Here is a 17352-nt window from a genome sequence, read left to right as displayed (position 1 = left end):
GGGAACGAAACGTGCGGTTAAATCCTGTATTTGAAAAAGAAATGAAGCGGAACTCGCGGTCATCGCGGATTTCCTGGATTATTTTTGTCTGCAATCTGCTGCTTGCCGTGGTTGCGTTTGTCTGCTATTTCGGGGAGAGCAGCCAGCTTGGCTATCTGGCACCGGTCAGCTACAGCGTTCCGATGAACTGCTATATTCTGATGACGTATCTTCTGTTTATTCTCGTTGTCCTTTCGGTTCCGGCGGTTGCGGGAGGAAGCATTTCGCTGGAGCGTGAGAAAAAAACGCTGGATGTGCTGCTGACGACGAACCTGAACCCGTGGAGAATCATTACGGGAAAGCTGGAGGCATCGCTTGGCGTTGTTCTGATACTGACGGTTTCGGCACTGCCGGTGCTGTCCCTTGTTGTGGTGTTCGGCGGTATCGGCCTTGGCGGACTGCTTCTGATGGCGGGAGGCCTTCTTCTGACCGGGATTTTTGTCGGCAGTATCGGCATTTTCTGTTCGGTTGTTTTTAAGCGGACCACACTGGCGACCGTTCTTTCCTATGTCATTGTCGTTTTTCTGGTCGTAGGAATATGCGCCTGCACGGGGCTTGCCTACTACGCAGGACTGCTGCAGCAGGAGATGACGGCAGCTTATCAGCAGATTGATGTAGGAGGTGTAATTTACCTTCTTCTTTTCAATCCGTTTACCTCGTTTGCGGGGATCATCAGCCGCCAGCTTGGGAATGGAAGAGAGATGGAACAGCTCTGCTATCTGCTTGGAAATTACGGACAGAATCCGCTGATCCATTATCTGCCGGAGGCGAGTGCCGTTCTGCAGCTTCTGATATCAGCCGTTCTTCTTGTGACGGCGGGAAGAAAGCTGAATCCATTAAATAAATAACAGGAGTAAAAGAGAAGATGAAACCATTTTGTTTTAGCCTTTCCGGAATTTATGAGTCCGAAGGATATGCCTGGGAGCAGGCGGGAAAGATCTGGGATCTAAGAGAGCTCCGGGGAACTGACGGTTATCTCGATCCAGAGACGGAGCAGTTTCTGGAAGCGGAACTTGGCCGAAAAAAAGAAACGAAAGAGCTGCCGCGGATCCGCCTTCTGGATTCCGGCAATTATCACTATATGAGCAAATTGCTGCTGGGACTTGAAAAAGAAGATTTGTTTTTAGCCGTATTCGACCACCATACCGATATGCAGCCGCCGGCGCTTCTTCCGGTGCTCTCCTGCGGTTCCTGGATCCGGGATGCTGCCGGGGCGTATCAAAACATCAAAGGAATCTGTGTGATCGGCCCGCCGGAGGCGTCGGTGCGGGAGACAGAAGCGATGGAGCATGTCTGGTTTGTGACACAGGAAGAGCTCGACGACGGAAGCGGAGCGGCGAAGATCAAAGAGATTTTTGCATCCCATGCGGGAACATTTCCGGTATATCTGTCGGTCGATAAGGACATTCTGTCAAAGGAGGAGCTTGATACGAACTGGGATCAGGGAAATGTGCGTGTGGATGAGCTGCTGTCCCTTGCAAAGGACTGTCTTGCGGGGAGAAAGGTGCTCGCGGTCGATCTCTGCGGAGAGCCGTCGGCGAACGCGCCGGAGGCGGAGTGCAGCGCGGCAAGTCTGGTAAACCAGAAGCTGTACGGCGCGCTTGCGGCAAAAATCGAAGATTGACAAAGTCTGGGCAAAAGAGTATCATAAATTCATACCCAGACGGGGTATATAGAGTGACGGAACACAAGGAGGAAACCTCATGGGTGAATGTTGTACACACTGCAGTGAATGCGACCGGAAAAAAGTGCGGGACGAAAAAGAATACAAAGATCTGATCCACCGTCTTTCGAGAATTGAAGGCCAGGTGCGCGGAATACGGGAAATGGTGGAGAGCGACCGCTACTGCGTCGATATCCTGACCCAGGTATCCGCGATCCAGTCTGCATTAAACAGCTTCAACAAGGTACTGCTTTCCAGCCACATCAAATCCTGCGTTGTGGAGGATATCCGGCAGGGAAAAGAAGGCGCCGTGGATGAGCTCTGTAAAACCATCCAGAAGCTGATGAAATAAGAAGGAGAAGAAGAAAATGAAAGCATATGAAAGATTACTGAATTATGTTAAAGTGCCGACACCGAGCAATGAGAAGAGCGGAACCCATCCGTCTTCCGAGTGTCAGAGAGTCCTGGCAGACCAGCTTGCAGAAGAAATGAAAGCGCTCGGTGTATCGGATGTCCGTGTAGAGGATAAATGCTACGTCTATGGAAAAATTCCGGCAACAAAAGGATACGAAGGAAAGACAAAACTGGGATTTATCGCACACATGGATACGGTATCTGATTTTGCAGATCATGCGGTAAATCCGATCGTACATGAAAATTATGACGGAAAGGATCTGAAGCTGGCTGACAGCGGAAGAACACTGGAGGTTTCGGTATTCCCGCATCTTCCATCCCTGGCCGGCAGAACGCTGATCACAAGCGATGGAACAACGGTGCTCGGTGCAGACGACAAGGCGGGCGTGGCAGAGATTATGACACTGGCAGAAGCCCTTCTTGCCGGAGAAATCCCGCACGGTCCGATTTCCATCGGATTTACACCGGATGAGGAGATCGGTGAAGGCCCTGACTTTTTTGATGTTCCAGGCTTTGACGCGGAGTTTGCCTATACCGTGGACGGCGGCACAGAGGGAGAAATCGAATTCGAAAACTTCAATGCAGCCGGAGCGAAATTCACGGTGACCGGATTTAACATCCACCCAGGCGGAGCAAAAGACACGATGATCAATGCAATCGCTGTTGCAAGCGAGATCCAGTCTCTTCTGCCGGAAGCAGAGTCCCCGAGAAATACCGAAGGATATGAAGGCTTCTATCATCTGACCAGTATGTCCGGCGATGTGGCACATGCCGAGTCCGAGTACATCATCCGTGATCACGATGCAGAGAAATTTGCAGCAAAAGAAGAGAATCTGCGCCGGATTGAAAAAGCAATGAATGAAAAATACGGCGAGGGAACGGTAAAACTGGAGATCAAAGAGCAGTACCGCAACATGGCTGAGAAGATCCGTCCTTGCTACCATCTGATTGAGAATGCCGAAGAGGCAGCCAGAAGAGCCGGCATGGAGCCGATTGTTCTTCCGATCCGCGGCGGCACAGACGGCGCACGCTTAAGCTTCATGGGTCTGCCGTGCCCGAACATCGGAACCGGCGGATATGCATGCCATGGACCGTATGAGCACATTACCGTTGAGGGGATGGAAAAGACGATGGCAATGCTGAAAGAACTGGTTAAGATCTACGCAGAATAAAAGAGTTGTCAGAAAAAAGGAAAAGTCCGGCAGAAAACTGCCGGGCTTTTTTACTGGCGTTTATGATAGGAAGAAAAAAATCAGCACAGCAAAAAACGGAGCCATGCAGGCTCCGTTTAAAAGCAGTTCGTAGGGGAATCGAACCCCTGTTTTCGCCGTGAGAGGGCGACGTCTTAGCCTCTTGACCAACGAACCATATGATATAGAACAGAATTTTTAAAAGAGAAGGAACTCTGTGAAACCTTCAACAGTTCGTAGGGGAATCGAACCCCTGTTTTCGCCGTGAGAGGGCGACGTCTTAGCCTCTTGACCAACGAACCATATGATATAGAACAGAATTTTTAAAAGAGAAGGAACTCTGTGAAACCTTCAACAGTTCGTAGGGGAATCGAACCCCTGTTTTCGCCGTGAGAGGGCGACGTCTTAGCCTCTTGACCAACGAACCATGTCGCTTAAAACAGGATTTTTAAGAGAGAAGGCATCCTGCGAACCTTCAGCAGTTCGTAGGGGAATCGAACCCCTGTTTTCGCCGTGAGAGGGCGCCGTCTTAGCCTCTTGACCAACGAACCATGTCGCTTAAAACAGGATTTTTAAGAGAGAAGGCATCCTGCGAACCTTCAGCAGTTCGTAGGGGAATCGAACCCCTGTTTTCGCCGTGAGAGGGCGACGTCTTAGCCTCTTGACCAACGAACCATGTCGCTTAAAACAGGATTTTTAAGAGAGAAGGCATCCTGCGAACCTTCAGCAGTTCGTAGGGGAATCGAACCCCTGTTTTCGCCGTGAGAGGGCGACGTCTTAGCCTCTTGACCAACGAACCGTACTCGCTTATAATACACGATGTCTGGAGAAAATGCAAGTGTTTTTTGAAAAAAATTTAAAAAATTTCAAAAAGTAGCGAAATTCGCATTTTACTTGCATTTTTTACCAGTTATGGTATGATAAAACAAACAAATGTTCTAAAAACAGAAATACGTTCTAAAAAGAAAGAAAAAAGATTAGAATAGAGAAGGAGAAGACAAATGAAACAGTACAAAGGAGCCATTTTTGATCTGGACGGAACACTGCTCGACTCGATGCGGGTCTGGGATGACATCGATATTGCATTTTTAAAGAAGAGAGGACTTGAGGTTCCGCCGGATTATCAGGAGGCGATTACACCGCTCGGCTTTCTGGAGGCTGCCCGCTACACGATCAGACGGTTCGGCTTTCCGGAAACGCCGGAAGAACTGATTCAGGAGTGGCATCAGATGGCGGTCGACGCCTATACGTATGAAGTGGAGTTAAAAGACGGGGCAGCAGAATATCTCCGCTATTTAAAAGAAAAAGGAATCCGCATGGCGGTTGCTACCTCATCGAGCCCGGAGCTGTATGAGCCGGCCTTAAAGAGAAATGGGATTTATGAGTATTTTAAAGCATTTGTCACCGTCTCGGAAGTAAAGCGCGGCAAGGGCTTTCCGGATATCTACGAGAAAGCGGCTGAAAAGCTGTCTCTTCCGCCGGAAACGTGTGTGGTATATGAAGATATCCTAACGGGAATCCGCGGCGCCAAAATGGGCGGATTTGCGGCTGTGGGCGTGTATGACAGAAGCGGGGAAGGAAACCGCGCAAAGATGGAGCAGGAAGCAGACCGCTACGTGACTTCTTTTAAGGAGCTGATGAACGGAGGAGATTCTTTCTTCGATAAGTTTTAGAATGAAATTCGACAAGAGAAATTAAAAAACTCTTGCCGGATTTCTTTTTTTATTTATGGCAAGAAAAAGAAAGCGTGCAAGAGTGTAAAAAGCTCTTGTGCGCTTATTTTATTTCAAGAGAAAGGAGCGGGAACGGTGGCAAGAAAATACAAAAGATTGCGCTATGAAGATAGGCAAGTAATAGAGAAAATGAGCCGGGCGGGCAGCAGGGTAGTAGATATTGCAGCTACTTTAGGAGTACACCGGGATACGATTTATAAGGAGTACGCCCGCTGCGGAGCAACGCCGGATACATACAGCGCAGAAAAAGCACAGGAAACATTATAAGGAGAGAGCGCACAAATGAAAGTAGGGTTAATAGATGTAGACGGGCATAATTTCCCGAATCTTCCACTTATGAAACTTGCAGCATATCACAAAACGAAAGGCGATAGTGTAGAGTGGTACGAACCATTGTTTAGCGGGCATATGGATAGAGTTTATATGAGTAAAGTGTTTTCTTTTACGCAAGACTATGAGTATTTTGTGGACGCAACAGAAATTATCAAAGGTGGTACAGGCTATAACTATCCGAGCGGTGGAACAGTGTTAAATGATGAAATTGAACATATATACCCGGATTACAGTATTTATTATGAAAAGATACCAGAGGTAAAAGAAACTGCATACGGATTTCTTACACGAGGCTGCCCAAGAGGTTGTGATTTCTGCATTGTAAAAGATAAAGAGGGGAGAACATCAAGAAAAGTAGCGGATTTAACAGAGTTTTGGAGAGGGCAAAAAAGAATAGTACTGTTAGACCCTAATATGTTTGCTGCGAAAGAGTGGAGAGAGTTAAGCGAGCAACTCATAGAGAGCAATGCGTGGGTAGATTTTTCGCAAGGGTGCGATATTAGAATTATGACGCAAGAAAAAATAGATTACATAAAGCAAATGAAAATCAAAAATATACATTTTGCATGGGACAGATACGAAGATAAGAAAATAATTTTGCCAAAATTTAAGCAGTTTAAAGAGAGTACAGGGTGGCGAAAAGAAAAAATGACAGTATATGTACTCTGTAATTTTAATACTACGTTTGAGCAAGATTTAGAAAGAGTATACACGTTAAGAAATATGGGATACACGCCGTATGTGATGATTTTTAATAAAGAGCTATTACCGCGCAAACACAAATTAAAAAAATTACAGCGGTGGGTAAATAGCAAGTACGCATTTTATAGCTGCGAAAAATTTGAAAATTATCAAGGATAAAGCGGCAATGAGCCGCACGAGTGCCGTTAGTTCAGTTGGTTAGAGCAACCGCCTCATAAGCGGTAAGTCATGGGTTCAAGTCCCATACGGCGCATTGAAAGCAGGAACGTGGCAACCTGCGACAGCGTGGCAGCAGGCGAACAACTACACGCTGGGTGCTGTGAATTTGGAGCAGTGGGCACGCCAGCTAGAGAGCGTGTGGACGGTCAACAGGTTTTAGGCAACTTTTTAATGTGAAAAGGGGCAACACAGCATACGAAGCCACTACAGGAGCGTGGGCAATATGAAAATAAGAGCACCGCCGGGAAGAGAGGAAAGTATGGAACGCACAAAAGATTTTTATAACGGCATGAATTATGCAAAAAAACAATTACAGCAACGGGAACATGAAAGACGCAGAAGAAAAAGATATTTCATTAAGCAGAAATTATGTGGGATTGCGACATTTGCGGTGTTGGTAATTGCAACACCGTTTGCACCTCTTTTGGATTTGGATATTATCACGATTTCAGCATTTTTCATGCCGATAGCATTATCATTTACCTTTAGCAAGGAAATGTGGATAATGGACGCTTATTATTGGGAAGTAAAAGAAAGAGAGGAAAAACGTGAGCAACATGTACATAAGAAGTCAAGACAGAGAAAAGCTGTATAGGCTGGGTGGAAATTATGCATGTGTGGAGTATGGAAGTGTAACAAAAAGAGCCAAAAAGGGGCAAGAGCCAAAAGAAACACACAGAATTTTTATTTCTGACGGAGTATTAGAAGAAATAGGAACATACGAAACAAAAGAGCGGTGTTTAGAGATTATAGACGAAATACAGAAAGTGAGCGTTTCTTATTTATATTCAGCGGGCAGCCCCGGATTTTTAAAGGGTGCGCCAGCATTTCCACCATTTGCAGCGGAAATACCGAGAATATACGAAATGCCGGAAAAATAAAAGAATGACATTAGAGCAATTCATAGAGCCAATACACAACATAACAAGAATACGCATTGTTAAGGGCAAGGGCAGCAGGTACGAAACCAGTGAGGCAGACGTATACATAGGCTGGCTGGGAATATTGCGGGAAGATAAGAGCCAGATCAGTAAAGAGATATGGCGGGCAGAGGTAAAGGATTTTGCGGTAGTGCCGGATATCCGGCATAAGGACTGGCAAAAGCTGGGGTTAATGAAACCATTAGAGCCGGGAGAACACCCGCAGTATAAATTTAGTGATTTGACAATGACACTGTATTACACATTTTTTATATGAGAAAACGAGGTAAAAAAGTATGAGTGAAACAATGGCAGCAGTAGAAAGAGCTGTACGGTTTGGAATTAAGATTAACAAAAATGAAGAGGACAGCAACAAGCGGGTAACATACCTGTACGATGCCGCAGGCATGATACCTGCGGTAATGGATTTTGTAGAGGGTACATTTAACTATGGTAGCTGGGGCAATGTGGAATTTGTAAAGAATAACTACCCTTGCATGGTTAAGTTTGACGGCACAGAGGACTACAGATTAAACCCGGACAATTACGAACTGAAAGAGGACGGGGCAAAGAGCGATATTACAGATATTTATTATGCAGGTAATGCAATGTCCGCTTTTAAAGGCGGTTGGCTGTGTCAGTACGAAACAGCTACAGACGAATATATCATTTGGAGCAACGTAAAATACGATGCTGCATACAACGCATACCACAGAACAGGCAAAGACGGCACATTAAATGCCGGATTTTACAGACATATTTATACGCCGTCATTGGTTGAAAACGTAGCCCGCAGCCTTAGTGGTTGCCAGACTATCGGAGATATGACAGCGGAGCAGGAAAACGAGGCTTGCAAGGCAAACGGCGATAAATGGGGCATGAGTTCATGGTGGGAATGGAACTACATTATTTGCCTGTTAAAGATTATGGCAAAAACAGACGATTTGCAAACAGCCTACGGAACAGGAAACAGCAGAACCGGGCAGCCAGCGGATACAGGCACATTAAACGACAAAGGGCAGTTTTACGGTGCGTCTGATTTCAGAACACAGGTTAAGGTATTCCATACAGAGGCATTATGGGGCGATAAATGGGAGCGTTTAACAAAGCTGATCTGTGCAGACGGAATTGTAAAAGTATTGCCGTATGGAGAGCCAAACTTTACAGGAGAGGGATATACAGACGTATACCGCTATATGTGGAATGATTGGCGTTATGGATATGTAGATAAAACCGTAATGACACCATACGGGCGTTTGCCGATTTCATTTGCTGGAGATAGCCACAAGTATGCAGCAGATTACGGGGCAGTAGATACAGAAATTGTGGCTGTGCCTCTTGTGGGCGGCGGCTGCGGCTGCGGCTGCGGGCTGCGTTGCGGGGCTTACGTGGGCTTGGGCAGCGCCGCTGGCTCTGCGGGCTGGGCCGTTGCGCCCGGTCTTTCTTGTGAAATGCCTGCGGCTGCGGAGCAGTAAAGGGGGAACGGGGGATTTTTCCCCCGCACCCGGAAAGGAGAACATACAAAAATGAACAATGAAAATTTTGCCGGAATTATGGGAACGGTAAAGCAGGCAGAGGTAACAAGCGGGGTATGCGGATACGACACAGAAAATTGCTATGCAGTGCTGCGGGTATGTGTACCGAGAAAAAGCGGGGCAGAGGATACGGTAATTGTAGCTGCAAAAATAAAGGAAAATGAAAACATAGACGCAGAAGCAATAGCAAGAAATATGGTGGTTGGCAGAGATATTATGGCAACGGGCATTTTGCAGAAAGCCATGAACGCAGAAAGCGGGCATACGGCTGTTTTTATCCTTGCAGATCACGTTGTAACAGTAGGGTTCCCGGAATATCAGAACGGCGTGCAATTAACAGCGGAAATTGTGAATAACCCGGAAGTAAGAGAAACACCAAGGGGAAAACATATAGCAGATGTAATGCTGAAAGTGGAAAACTGCATACAGGGTGGAAACGTACATATCCCATGTATTTTCTGGCAGGAGAACGCCAGCGAGATTGCAAAGTACAAAAGAGGCACGATTGTAAAAATCACTGGCAGATTACAGAGCCGGGAGTATGTGAAAAAGTATTACGGCGATAATAACACAGAATCAGAAGAGAAAAGAACCACTTTCGAGGTATCAGTAGAAAAGATGCAGGTATGGTGGCAGCCGGAAACAGTAGAAAGGAATTAGACATAATGAAAAGCAGAATCATTTTAAACAGAGAACGCACAGCAAAGGCACAGGAAATATCAATACCGATACATGGAAAAGGCGGGGAGCTAGGCATAAAGGCAGTTACCGGGCTAGTGGGGTTGATTGAAACATTGAAAGATTGCGGTACATGTCAAGAGGTACAATCTGTATTTGACGCTATCTGTGGATATAACGCATGTTGTATTAGATGTGAGTTTATTGACGAAAAGGGCGCAGATGAACTTATGGAGTTGGTAAGTATGCTTGCTGGGCAGGAAATGGCAAGATGTAAGAATAGTTGTGGGAAAGGCACAGAATGAAATTTGCATGGACGGAAAAGGATAAAGAGCGGTTTTTTAAGAGAGCCGAAAGGCAATTAAAAGCCGCTGGCATTGATTTTGTGCAGGTAGACCGGGAACAGATAGGTGTAAAAGAGTGGAATGCAGAGAAGCAGACCGCAGGCGCAGTTTATGTATGGCTGACATCATACCCGTATAACCATTTCAACACAAGGAAACGTGGATTATTAAAAAGGTTGGGAAATTGGGAATGTACAGACCATTTCAAGAAAGGCGGGAGCAAACCAATATATATGCACTCACGCCTTATTTACACCTCATACAGAGAGGAAAAGAAACAATGAAAAGAGAAAGCCCCTACGGTACTGGAATACCATAGGGGCAAAGCTATAAGCCTTAACAATTTGTCTAACAAAAGTATAAATGGCGTATGGCGAAAAGTCAAGGAAATTGCAGGCGCAGAGCCTGCCTTTACCACTTGATAAAAGTATTAACTATCCGACAAAAGAGAGGTAAAAACATATGCCGTATGTAGAGAGAGTTACAAGAGCAGGAAAGACGATAGAGGTAGAGCGTTACTTTACCAGCAGATACAAAAAGCCGGGCATAAAGAGAGGGGATAAAGTAAAGCCAACCAAGGAAGAGCAGAAAAAGGTTAATACCAGAGCAGCAGAGAGAAAATTACGATTACTGTTAAATGCCAATTTTGGGTATGGAGATTATCACTTAGAACTGGACTACATACGGAAAAAGGGACAGCCGGATAGAAGCAGGGAGCAGATGCGTAAGGACATGGATATTTTTTTACGGGAGTTACGCAAAGAGTGCAAAAAGGCAGGCATAGAGCTTAAATATGTGCATGTTATGGAGATTGGTAAAAGAGGGGCACGCCACCACCATTTAGTTATCAACAAGATTGATACAGAGATTTTACAACGATGCTGGTACAAAGCGTATGAGGGACACAATAGGGTAAAGGTATTCCCGTTAGACGATTCTGGAAATTACGCAAAGCTGGCAAGCTATTTTATCAAGTACACAGATACGCACAGGACAGAGGCAGACGGGGCATTACAGGGCAAGCGTTGGAATTGCAGCAAAAACCTTGTAAGACCAGAGCCGGAAATAAGAATAATTTCAGATCGTGCATGGTTCAAATCAGAGCCAACAGCGATAAAAGGTTACTACGTGGACAAAGACAGCGTGAGCAAAGGCGTACATAGCCCGGAATACTACGGATACGGGTACATGAGGTACACGCTGGTAAAACTGGAATGAAAGGGGTTGATAGTTTGATTGTGATAGCTGCGATTGCAATATTTATGGCAGGCGTGGTTGCGGGCATGGTGTTAATGGCACTTGCAGCCGCTGCCAAAAGAAACAATGAGCGGATAGAGAGGGCAGAAAAACATGATTGACAAAATTATTTACTGGTTATTCCAACCGGGGAAAGATTGCAAGCATTGTTGCCTGCGGTGCGAGTATTACGATTTATGCCGTTCAGAAGTAAAACGAGGAAAGGAGCGAAAGAATGAGAAATTTTAGGCTTGACGATGAAAGCGGACATCAAGAGGCATTATTTGAGTGGGCAGCGTACCACATGGACTGTATGCCGGAACTTGAATATATGCACCATATCCCAAACGGGGGAAAGCGAGATAAACGGACAGCGGTAGCACTGAAAAGACAGGGCGTAAAAGCTGGTGTGCCGGATATCTGTTTACCAGTGGCAAGAAACGGATATCATGGGTTGTACATCGAACTGAAAGCAGGCAAAAACAAGGCTACAAAGAACCAAGAAAAGTGGCAAGTATTTTTGAACGACCAAGGGTATTATGCAGTGATCTGTTACGGGTGGCGTGAGGCGGCAAAAGTGATTGAAGAATATTTATTAAAAGCCGACAACGACAAAGCGGCAGCAGTATTACAGGAAATGGGAAAATAAGCACGAAAGAGGTAAAAGTATGAGAGTGATTAGCGTTTTAAATTTAAAAGGCGGCGTGGCAAAAACATTTACGGCAGCAAACGTAGCATATGAGCTTTACAGGAGAGGTTACAGAGTATTGCTAATTGATAACGATAAACAGGGCAATTTAAGCAAAGCGTACAGCAGATACGATGCAGAGAACATAGCACCAGTTACAAAGTTACTGGCTGGGGACTGGTGCAACGTAGACGAACTGATACAGCATACAGACTATGAGGGCATCGACATTGTAACAGCGAATATGTCATTGTTTGGGGCTACATGGAATTTAACCAAAGAGGACAGCGAAAACCAGATTGAAAGATACAAAACACTGGTATATGCCAAAGTACAGTATTACGGAGATTGCACCGTATACGGCAAATACGATTACTGCATCATTGATAACCCGCCAGATATCGGGCTGAATGTTGTAAATGCGCTGGCGATTACGGACGAGGTAATAGTACCTGTAAAGGTGGACGAGGACGCATTAGAGGGGCTGGATATCGTGACAGAGCAGATAGAGGACGCAAAAGCATTTAATCCGGCATTAAAGTTGGCTGGCGTATTGATTACGTCATACCAAAACACAGACGGAGAGGCAGCAGGCGTAGAGTGGCTGGAACAGAACACAGATTTTAATATTTTGGGCATTATCAGATATTCCAAAAAAGTAGCAGAAAACACATTTTTGCGAAAGCCCATTTATGAGTACAGCCCATGTTGTGCAGCAGCTCAGGGATACAAGAAATTTGTAACGGCATACACAGGAAAAGCGAGGTAAAAAGATATGGCAAAGTTTGGCATTAACGATATTCTGAACGCAAAGACAAAGGCAGCCGGGCAGCAGGCACAGGGATACAAAGAAATCTATTTAAGCCCGTATGAGGTAAAGGCAGCCGAAGAGAACACGCACCAGAAGTTAGAGGGCATAGAAGAACTGGCAGACAGCTTTTTACACGTAGGGCAGGAGCAGCCAACGGTTTTGGCAAGGGTAAACGGAGAATACCGCATAATTGACGGGCACAGACGTAACGAAGCAAACAAGCTGAATTTGGAGCGGGGGCATAAAGAGTATGAAAAAGTGCTTTTCCGCTCAAAGGATATGAGCGAGGCTATGTATGAGTTATCGTTGCTGGCTGGCAATGGATACACGCAGGAGCTGACGGCATACGAAAAAACGAGATTGGTAGAGAGAACCAAGGCGGCACTTATCCGGGCAAAGAAAGAGGACGGATTAGAGATTAAAGGAAAAATGCGTGATCTGATAGCCTCAATGCTGAACGAAAGCAGCACAAACGTAGCACGTATGGAAAGTATCAACAACAATGCAACGCCGGAAATCAAAGAGCAGTTAAAAAGCGGTAGTATTGGGGTAACGGCAGCGTATGAGGCTGCGAAGTTGTCAGAGGCAGAGCAAAAGGAAATTGCGGAGCAGGCAGCAGCCGGGAAAGAGATACGGGCAAATGAAATTGCACAGAAAGTTGCGGAAAAGAAAGCAGCAGAAAAAGCAGATAAGCCGGAAGAACCAAGACCGGGGGACGATTACGAAATAGCACACCCGGAGAGCATTACATCGTTGTGCTATTCATGCCTGTATTATTCGGACTGCAACGTAAAAACGGGAACATGCCAGAAGTGCGATAAATACCAGAATAAGGCAGAGGCAGAAAAAACAGACGAACAGCGGTATAGCGAAGAGCAGGTCAGAATAGACCGGGAAACAAAAGCGAAGCTGCGGCAGCAGGCAGACAATGAAAAAATGGAGCATCTGCCAAGTGACACAGCAAAGCAGCCAAAGGTACACAGAATAAGATTAGCTAAAATGTTTTTTGGAGATGTGGCAAGCGGGAAAAAGCCGTTTGAGCTGCGAAAGAATGACAGGGACTATAAACAGGGCGATATTTTAGAGCTGGCAGAGTACACGAACGGAGAGGAAACAGGGAGAATCATAAAGGCAGAGGTAACGTATATGTTACAGGAATACGCAGGACTTGTAGAGGGGTACTGCGTCATGGCGATTAAGGTAATGGGCATTGTGTCCGAAACGGACACCAAAGGAGTAGAGGCGTGATAGAGGATAAAATAAAACAAGAATACGAATGGCAGCATAGAGAAATAGGGCAACCGACACTTGATGAATTATTTAGCAAAATAAATGAGGCGTTGGGGATAGAACTGTGGATATGGCAAAAAACATATATGACAATGGGAACATACAGACAAATGGGAGCAACCACAGCTCAATGTTTGCGGGTATTGCTTTTTAGCGAAACGACACCGTTAGACTATTCAAGTCCACCAAGAACTGCAAGGGAAGATTGCGAAAGACAACAGTTAAGAGAAATATATCAAAAATTGAATGAGGCAGGAATACAGACAAGAAAGGTATTTTGGAGCAGGGAAGAAAAGAGGCGATGGTATGAATCACAGACAGTGGAAAAAGAATTATAAAAAGCAATACGGCTATAATCCACCTGCATACATGGATAAGCGAAAGAGAAGAAAGGCAAGGGCACAGCAGTCCTTGCCTTGTGCTGGTATATCGGTGGAGCAGACAACACAGGCAATGGCAACATTTACAGAGGCAGTATTTACCGCAGCAGGGAATATGTGCAATGCATTGGCACAGGCATTTAGCAGACAGGCGCAGGCATTTAATGCTGTGGCAGATCAGTATAAAGACGATAAGGCAGGGGCAATACATGGGGAATAACAAAGAGATACAGAGGCAGCAGTACAACAGAACAGTGACAATGTTGAAGCAGTACAGAGATGCACAGTTTTTTATACAACACACAACAGACGAAGAGAGCAGACAGCGGACAGAGGCAGCAGTACAGCATATTACGGCAGCACTAGAAGAGATACAGCGGCGCAGGCAGCAGGCAGAGAGAGAGGAAGAGTATACAGCGTTGCACATGTATTACATGCAGGGCTATACATACGAGCAGATAGAGAAAGAATTGAATACCGGGAAAGATACACCAAGACGCTGGATTACGGCAGCGGTAAAAGAGCTGGCAGTTATGGTTTATGGGATTGAGTAAAGCAGTGCGGAATAGCTGCACAAATTTTGCGGTATATTTGCACAAATCCTGCGGTGGACAGGGAAACGGTGCGGGCGGTATAATACAACTGTTAAGGACGCACGAAAGAACTTAAATGTTTTTTCGTTGCGCCCTTTTTGTTTTTCATCATACTTTTACCTCCTGCCCAACGCATGAAACCTAGGGCGTTGGGTAAAGAAAGAGGCAACATGAAAGAGTGGGCAGAATGGTTTTATAAATCTAAAGAGTGGGCGCAGACAAGGGACGCATACATGGTGGCGCAGCATTACTTGTGTGAACGATGCGGAGAGCCAGCAAAGATTGTACACCACAAGATTTGGCTGACACCAAAGAACATACACGAGCAGAGCATTACGTTATGCTGGGACAACTTAGAGGCATTGTGTCAGGACTGCCACAACAAAGAGCATCATGCAAAAAACGTGCGTGCAAAACGATATGCGTTTACGGCTGACGGCGAACTAATCCCCCCCATTCAGAAAAATATTTTTCACTCACGATAGACCGAGGGGTAACACTAATTTTACTCTGCAAGGTCGCACATGCGTGGTGTAGAGGGGGTGGGGTGTATCGAAAGGGGTAAAAGAAATGGCAGCACGAAAGGAAAAGAGTAAAGAAGCCAAGATAAAGAGTGAAAAGACAAGATTAAAAGGGATTTTCAAGGACTTAGACGAAAATAAAAAGAAGTTGGTAACGCCGCTGATAGAAAAGGCTGCTTTTATGTCGATAGAACTTGATGAATTGCAGAACGTGATAGAGGAAACGGGCTGGACAAGTGAGTACAAAAACGGAGAGAACCAGTACGGGACGAAGAAAAGCCCGGAAGCAGAAACATACATAGCATTATCAAAGAATTATGCGGCTATCATCAAGCAATTAACAGAGCTTGTGCCTGCGGCAAAACGTAAGCAAAGCAAGCTGGCAGCCCTTAGAGAAGAATAGGGCAAATGCCATATAAAAATTATATCTATGAGTACTACGCAAAGATAAGCAGCGGCGAGATCATCGTAGGAAAATGGATTAAAAAAATATTTGAAATCATCATAAACGGGCTGCAAACGCAGGAGTATTTTTTTAATGCCAAGGCAGCCAATAAAGCTATAAAATTCATAGAAACATTTTGCCACCATAGCAAGGGGCGTAATGATTTAATCACGTTGGAATTATGGCAAAAAGCTATAGTTTCCACCATTTTTGGCATACAAGATGCAGAAAAAATACGTGTTTTTCGTGAAATTTTTATTGTTATCGGACGAAAAAACGGCAAAAGTTTGTTTGCATCTGCGCTAATTGCATACATGGCTTATTTAGAGCCGGAGTATGGACAGGAAATATACTGTTTAGCACCAAAATTAGACCAAGCAGCCCTTGTATATGACGGATTCTATCAAATGGTACAGGCAGAGGAAGAGTTGGAAGAACTGGCGAAAAAACGGCGTAGCGATATCTATATTGCAGAGAGCAATACCGTTATCAAGCCGATTGCATTTAATGCTAAAAAGTCAGACGGATTTAACCCGCAGCTTGTAGTATGTGATGAAATGGCGGCATGGAGCGGGGACGCTGGATTAAAGCAGTATGAGGTTATGAAATCTGCTTTAGGCGCACGTAAACAGCCGATGATTTTAAGCATAAGTACAGCCGGATATATCAATGATAGTATCTATGATGAGCTAATGAAGCGTAGCACAAGTTTCTTAAAGGGAAACAGCAAAGAGCGCAGGTTATTACCGTTTTTGTACATGATTGATGATGTGGAAAAATGGAACGACATAGACGAACTGAAAAAAGCAAACCCTAATATGGGTGTATCAGTAAAAGAGAGTTTCTTTATTGATGAAATTGCAGTAGCAGAGGGGAGTTTAAGTAAAAAAGCAGAGTTCCTTACCAAGTACTGCAATATCAAACAGAACAGCTCTATTGCATGGCTGGAATATCAGACAGTGGAAAAAGCAGAAATATTAAAAACGCTGGAAGATTTTAGAGAGTGCTATGCAGTGGGCGGCATAGATTTGAGCCAAACAACAGACTTGACAGCCGCAAGCGTGGTTATAGAGAAAGAGGGCGTATTATACGCATTTACGCAATTCTTTATGCCGAAAAACAGGCTGGAAACCTTGCAGGCTACAGACGGCGTACCATATGACATTTTCGTAAAGAAAGGCATTATTACGTTATCTGGGGACAATTATGTTAATTACAAAGACGTATTTAACTGGTATGTATGGTTGCTGGAAACATACGGCATAAGGGTTTTGAAAATCGGATACGACAGGTACAGCGCACAGTACCTTGTGGACGATCTGAAAAATTACGGATTCCATACAGACGATGTTTACCAAGGCGAAAACCTCACGCCTGTAATACGGGAGTTTGAGGGAGTTCTTAAAGACGGCGATTTTAAAATTGCAAATAATAAATTATTGCAGTCGCACTTTTTGAATGTGGCATTAAAGCACAACATGGAAACAAGGAAGTTCCGCCCGATAAAGATAGAACAGCGGGCGCATATAGATGGTTTTGTATCTGTCATAGATGCAATGACGGTAAGACAGAAATACCACGAAGAGGTAGGGGAATTACTGAAAAACGCCGCATAGAA

Annotated in this window: 25 protein-coding genes and 7 tRNA genes; 26 read left to right on the top strand and 6 right to left on the bottom strand. The window is 45.0% G+C overall.

Features of this window, described 5'->3' with window-relative positions; all coding sequences use genetic code 11:
- Positions 1-11: 11 nt before the first annotated feature.
- From DWX00_RS01990 to pepT, 4 genes are all read left to right on the top strand, one after another.
- Entirely contained in the window at positions 12-887 is an 876-nt protein-coding gene (locus DWX00_RS01990; RefSeq protein WP_055217680.1) for an ABC transporter permease, read from the top strand.
- Between the two features lie 17 nt (positions 888-904).
- Positions 905-1663, top strand: coding sequence for an arginase family protein (locus DWX00_RS01985; RefSeq protein WP_055228568.1), 759 nt, complete (start codon positions 905-907; stop codon positions 1661-1663).
- 79 nt (positions 1664-1742) lie between these two features.
- A complete protein-coding gene (locus DWX00_RS01980; protein ID WP_022463104.1) occupies positions 1743-2054 on the top strand; it encodes a metal-sensing transcriptional repressor in 312 nt (103 codons plus the stop codon).
- 16 nt (positions 2055-2070) lie between these two features.
- Positions 2071-3288 carry a peptidase T gene (gene pepT, locus DWX00_RS01975; protein ID WP_055217684.1) on the top strand — a complete coding sequence of 406 codons (1218 nt, stop codon included), beginning with the start codon at positions 2071-2073 and terminating at the stop codon, positions 3286-3288.
- 123 nt (positions 3289-3411) lie between these two features.
- Here the strand turns inward: pepT and DWX00_RS01970 are convergent.
- From DWX00_RS01970 to DWX00_RS01945, 6 genes are all read right to left on the bottom strand, one after another.
- Positions 3412-3483: transfer RNA gene (locus DWX00_RS01970), tRNA-Glu, on the bottom strand.
- Between the two features lie 53 nt (positions 3484-3536).
- Positions 3537-3608, bottom strand: a tRNA-Glu gene (locus DWX00_RS01965).
- 53 nt (positions 3609-3661) lie between these two features.
- A tRNA-Glu gene (locus DWX00_RS01960) sits at positions 3662-3733 on the bottom strand.
- 52 nt (positions 3734-3785) lie between these two features.
- Positions 3786-3857, bottom strand: a tRNA-Glu gene (locus DWX00_RS01955).
- A gap of 52 nt (positions 3858-3909) precedes the next feature.
- Positions 3910-3981: transfer RNA gene (locus DWX00_RS01950), tRNA-Glu, on the bottom strand.
- 52 nt (positions 3982-4033) lie between these two features.
- A tRNA-Glu gene (locus DWX00_RS01945) sits at positions 4034-4105 on the bottom strand.
- Between the two features lie 202 nt (positions 4106-4307).
- Here DWX00_RS01945 and DWX00_RS01940 point away from each other — a divergent pair.
- The 22 genes from DWX00_RS01940 to DWX00_RS01840 all read left to right on the top strand — a co-directional run bounded on the left by DWX00_RS01940 (position 4308) and on the right by DWX00_RS01840 (position 17350).
- Complete coding sequence (locus DWX00_RS01940; RefSeq protein ID WP_118594568.1) at positions 4308-4979, top strand: HAD family hydrolase; 672 nt, start codon at positions 4308-4310, stop codon at positions 4977-4979.
- Between the two features lie 135 nt (positions 4980-5114).
- Positions 5115-5306 (top strand): helix-turn-helix domain-containing protein, encoded by a 192-nt coding sequence (locus DWX00_RS01935; protein ID WP_243037924.1) that lies wholly within the window; start codon positions 5115-5117, stop codon positions 5304-5306.
- A gap of 15 nt (positions 5307-5321) precedes the next feature.
- On the top strand, positions 5322-6233 hold the full coding sequence (locus DWX00_RS01930; RefSeq protein ID WP_118316660.1) for a radical SAM protein: 912 nt from the start codon (positions 5322-5324) through the stop codon (positions 6231-6233).
- A 20-nt stretch (positions 6234-6253) separates the two neighbouring features.
- Positions 6254-6327 (top strand) — tRNA-Ile (locus DWX00_RS01925).
- A gap of 189 nt (positions 6328-6516) precedes the next feature.
- Entirely contained in the window at positions 6517-6888 is a 372-nt protein-coding gene (locus DWX00_RS01920; protein WP_118316661.1) for a hypothetical protein, read from the top strand.
- Positions 6851-7174, top strand: a complete 324-nt coding sequence (locus tag DWX00_RS01915; RefSeq protein ID WP_207741976.1) for a long-chain fatty acid--CoA ligase — start codon at positions 6851-6853, stop codon at positions 7172-7174. Before DWX00_RS01920 ends, DWX00_RS01915 begins: the two co-directional genes overlap by 38 nt.
- 4 nt (positions 7175-7178) lie before the next feature.
- A complete protein-coding gene (locus tag DWX00_RS01910) occupies positions 7179-7490 on the top strand; it encodes a hypothetical protein (RefSeq protein WP_022400547.1) in 312 nt (103 codons plus the stop codon).
- A 19-nt stretch (positions 7491-7509) separates the two neighbouring features.
- Positions 7510-8688, top strand: coding sequence for a hypothetical protein (locus tag DWX00_RS01905; protein WP_118594567.1), 1179 nt, complete (start codon positions 7510-7512; stop codon positions 8686-8688).
- 51 nt (positions 8689-8739) lie between these two features.
- Entirely contained in the window at positions 8740-9408 is a 669-nt protein-coding gene (locus DWX00_RS01900) for a single-stranded DNA-binding protein (RefSeq protein WP_118594566.1), read from the top strand.
- Positions 9409-9413: 5 nt separating this feature from the next.
- Positions 9414-9731: a hypothetical protein gene (locus DWX00_RS01895; RefSeq protein WP_118316665.1), complete on the top strand. Its 318-nt coding sequence runs from the start codon at positions 9414-9416 to the stop codon at positions 9729-9731.
- Positions 9728-10054, top strand: coding sequence for a hypothetical protein (locus tag DWX00_RS01890; protein WP_118594565.1), 327 nt, complete (start codon positions 9728-9730; stop codon positions 10052-10054). The genes DWX00_RS01895 and DWX00_RS01890 overlap by 4 nt, the downstream gene beginning before the upstream one ends.
- A gap of 178 nt (positions 10055-10232) precedes the next feature.
- Positions 10233-10988 (top strand): rolling circle replication-associated protein, encoded by a 756-nt coding sequence (locus DWX00_RS01885; protein WP_118316666.1) that lies wholly within the window; start codon positions 10233-10235, stop codon positions 10986-10988.
- Positions 10989-11002: 14 nt separating this feature from the next.
- Positions 11003-11128, top strand: coding sequence for a hypothetical protein (locus DWX00_RS20280; protein WP_279220393.1), 126 nt, complete (start codon positions 11003-11005; stop codon positions 11126-11128).
- Between the two features lie 113 nt (positions 11129-11241).
- Entirely contained in the window at positions 11242-11655 is a 414-nt protein-coding gene (locus DWX00_RS01880) for a VRR-NUC domain-containing protein (protein WP_118316667.1), read from the top strand.
- A 19-nt stretch (positions 11656-11674) separates the two neighbouring features.
- Complete coding sequence (locus DWX00_RS01875; RefSeq protein WP_118316668.1) at positions 11675-12463, top strand: ParA family protein; 789 nt, start codon at positions 11675-11677, stop codon at positions 12461-12463.
- Positions 12464-12469: 6 nt separating this feature from the next.
- Positions 12470-13753 carry a ParB/RepB/Spo0J family partition protein gene (locus DWX00_RS01870; protein WP_118594564.1) on the top strand — a complete coding sequence of 428 codons (1284 nt, stop codon included), beginning with the start codon at positions 12470-12472 and terminating at the stop codon, positions 13751-13753.
- Positions 13750-14133 carry a hypothetical protein gene (locus tag DWX00_RS01865; RefSeq protein ID WP_118594563.1) on the top strand — a complete coding sequence of 128 codons (384 nt, stop codon included), beginning with the start codon at positions 13750-13752 and terminating at the stop codon, positions 14131-14133. The genes DWX00_RS01870 and DWX00_RS01865 overlap by 4 nt, the downstream gene beginning before the upstream one ends.
- Complete coding sequence (locus tag DWX00_RS19965; RefSeq protein WP_243037923.1) at positions 14102-14395, top strand: hypothetical protein; 294 nt, start codon at positions 14102-14104, stop codon at positions 14393-14395. The genes DWX00_RS01865 and DWX00_RS19965 overlap by 32 nt, the downstream gene beginning before the upstream one ends.
- Positions 14385-14729, top strand: coding sequence for a hypothetical protein (locus DWX00_RS01855; protein WP_118594562.1), 345 nt, complete (start codon positions 14385-14387; stop codon positions 14727-14729). The genes DWX00_RS19965 and DWX00_RS01855 overlap by 11 nt, the downstream gene beginning before the upstream one ends.
- A 209-nt stretch (positions 14730-14938) precedes the next feature.
- A complete protein-coding gene (locus DWX00_RS01850) occupies positions 14939-15253 on the top strand; it encodes an HNH endonuclease (RefSeq protein WP_118594561.1) in 315 nt (104 codons plus the stop codon).
- Between the two features lie 85 nt (positions 15254-15338).
- Positions 15339-15692 (top strand): hypothetical protein, encoded by a 354-nt coding sequence (locus tag DWX00_RS01845; RefSeq protein ID WP_071144346.1) that lies wholly within the window; start codon positions 15339-15341, stop codon positions 15690-15692.
- Positions 15693-15697: 5 nt separating this feature from the next.
- A complete protein-coding gene (locus DWX00_RS01840) occupies positions 15698-17350 on the top strand; it encodes a terminase large subunit (RefSeq protein WP_118594560.1) in 1653 nt (550 codons plus the stop codon).
- Positions 17351-17352 lie beyond the last annotated feature (2 nt).

Source organism: Blautia sp. AF17-9LB (assembly GCF_003479185.1).
In the GTDB taxonomy this organism is placed as follows: domain Bacteria; phylum Bacillota; class Clostridia; order Lachnospirales; family Lachnospiraceae; genus Fusicatenibacter; species Fusicatenibacter saccharivorans.
Note: the sequence above shows the minus strand (reverse complement) of the source record. Positions and strands in the feature narration are given on the sequence as shown.

Bases quoted from the DNA above. Each gene is read 5' to 3' on its own strand.
- DWX00_RS01850 (WP_118594561.1), top strand. From the start codon at position 14,939: ATGAAAGAGTGGGCAGAATGGTTTTATAAATCTAAAGAGTGGGCGCAG.
- DWX00_RS01845 (WP_071144346.1), top strand. From the start codon at position 15,339: ATGGCAGCACGAAAGGAAAAGAGTAAAGAAGCCAAGATAAAGAGTGAA.
- DWX00_RS01930 (WP_118316660.1), top strand. From the start codon at position 5,322: ATGAAAGTAGGGTTAATAGATGTAGACGGGCATAATTTCCCGAATCTT.
- DWX00_RS01910 (WP_022400547.1), top strand. From the start codon at position 7,179: ATGACATTAGAGCAATTCATAGAGCCAATACACAACATAACAAGAATA.
- DWX00_RS01890 (WP_118594565.1), top strand. From the start codon at position 9,728: ATGAAATTTGCATGGACGGAAAAGGATAAAGAGCGGTTTTTTAAGAGA.
- DWX00_RS01980 (WP_022463104.1), top strand. From the start codon at position 1,743: ATGGGTGAATGTTGTACACACTGCAGTGAATGCGACCGGAAAAAAGTG.
- DWX00_RS01895 (WP_118316665.1), top strand. From the start codon at position 9,414: ATGAAAAGCAGAATCATTTTAAACAGAGAACGCACAGCAAAGGCACAG.
- DWX00_RS01920 (WP_118316661.1), top strand. From the start codon at position 6,517: ATGAAAATAAGAGCACCGCCGGGAAGAGAGGAAAGTATGGAACGCACA.
- DWX00_RS01905 (WP_118594567.1), top strand. From the start codon at position 7,510: ATGAGTGAAACAATGGCAGCAGTAGAAAGAGCTGTACGGTTTGGAATT.
- DWX00_RS19965 (WP_243037923.1), top strand. From the start codon at position 14,102: ATGAATCACAGACAGTGGAAAAAGAATTATAAAAAGCAATACGGCTAT.
- DWX00_RS01915 (WP_207741976.1), top strand. From the start codon at position 6,851: ATGTACATAAGAAGTCAAGACAGAGAAAAGCTGTATAGGCTGGGTGGA.
- DWX00_RS01870 (WP_118594564.1), top strand. From the start codon at position 12,470: ATGGCAAAGTTTGGCATTAACGATATTCTGAACGCAAAGACAAAGGCA.
- DWX00_RS01875 (WP_118316668.1), top strand. From the start codon at position 11,675: ATGAGAGTGATTAGCGTTTTAAATTTAAAAGGCGGCGTGGCAAAAACA.
- DWX00_RS01985 (WP_055228568.1), top strand. From the start codon at position 905: ATGAAACCATTTTGTTTTAGCCTTTCCGGAATTTATGAGTCCGAAGGA.
- DWX00_RS01880 (WP_118316667.1), top strand. From the start codon at position 11,242: ATGAGAAATTTTAGGCTTGACGATGAAAGCGGACATCAAGAGGCATTA.
- DWX00_RS01900 (WP_118594566.1), top strand. From the start codon at position 8,740: ATGAACAATGAAAATTTTGCCGGAATTATGGGAACGGTAAAGCAGGCA.
- pepT (WP_055217684.1), top strand. From the start codon at position 2,071: ATGAAAGCATATGAAAGATTACTGAATTATGTTAAAGTGCCGACACCG.
- DWX00_RS01855 (WP_118594562.1), top strand. From the start codon at position 14,385: ATGGGGAATAACAAAGAGATACAGAGGCAGCAGTACAACAGAACAGTG.
- DWX00_RS01940 (WP_118594568.1), top strand. From the start codon at position 4,308: ATGAAACAGTACAAAGGAGCCATTTTTGATCTGGACGGAACACTGCTC.
- DWX00_RS01885 (WP_118316666.1), top strand. From the start codon at position 10,233: ATGCCGTATGTAGAGAGAGTTACAAGAGCAGGAAAGACGATAGAGGTA.
- DWX00_RS01840 (WP_118594560.1), top strand. From the start codon at position 15,698: ATGCCATATAAAAATTATATCTATGAGTACTACGCAAAGATAAGCAGC.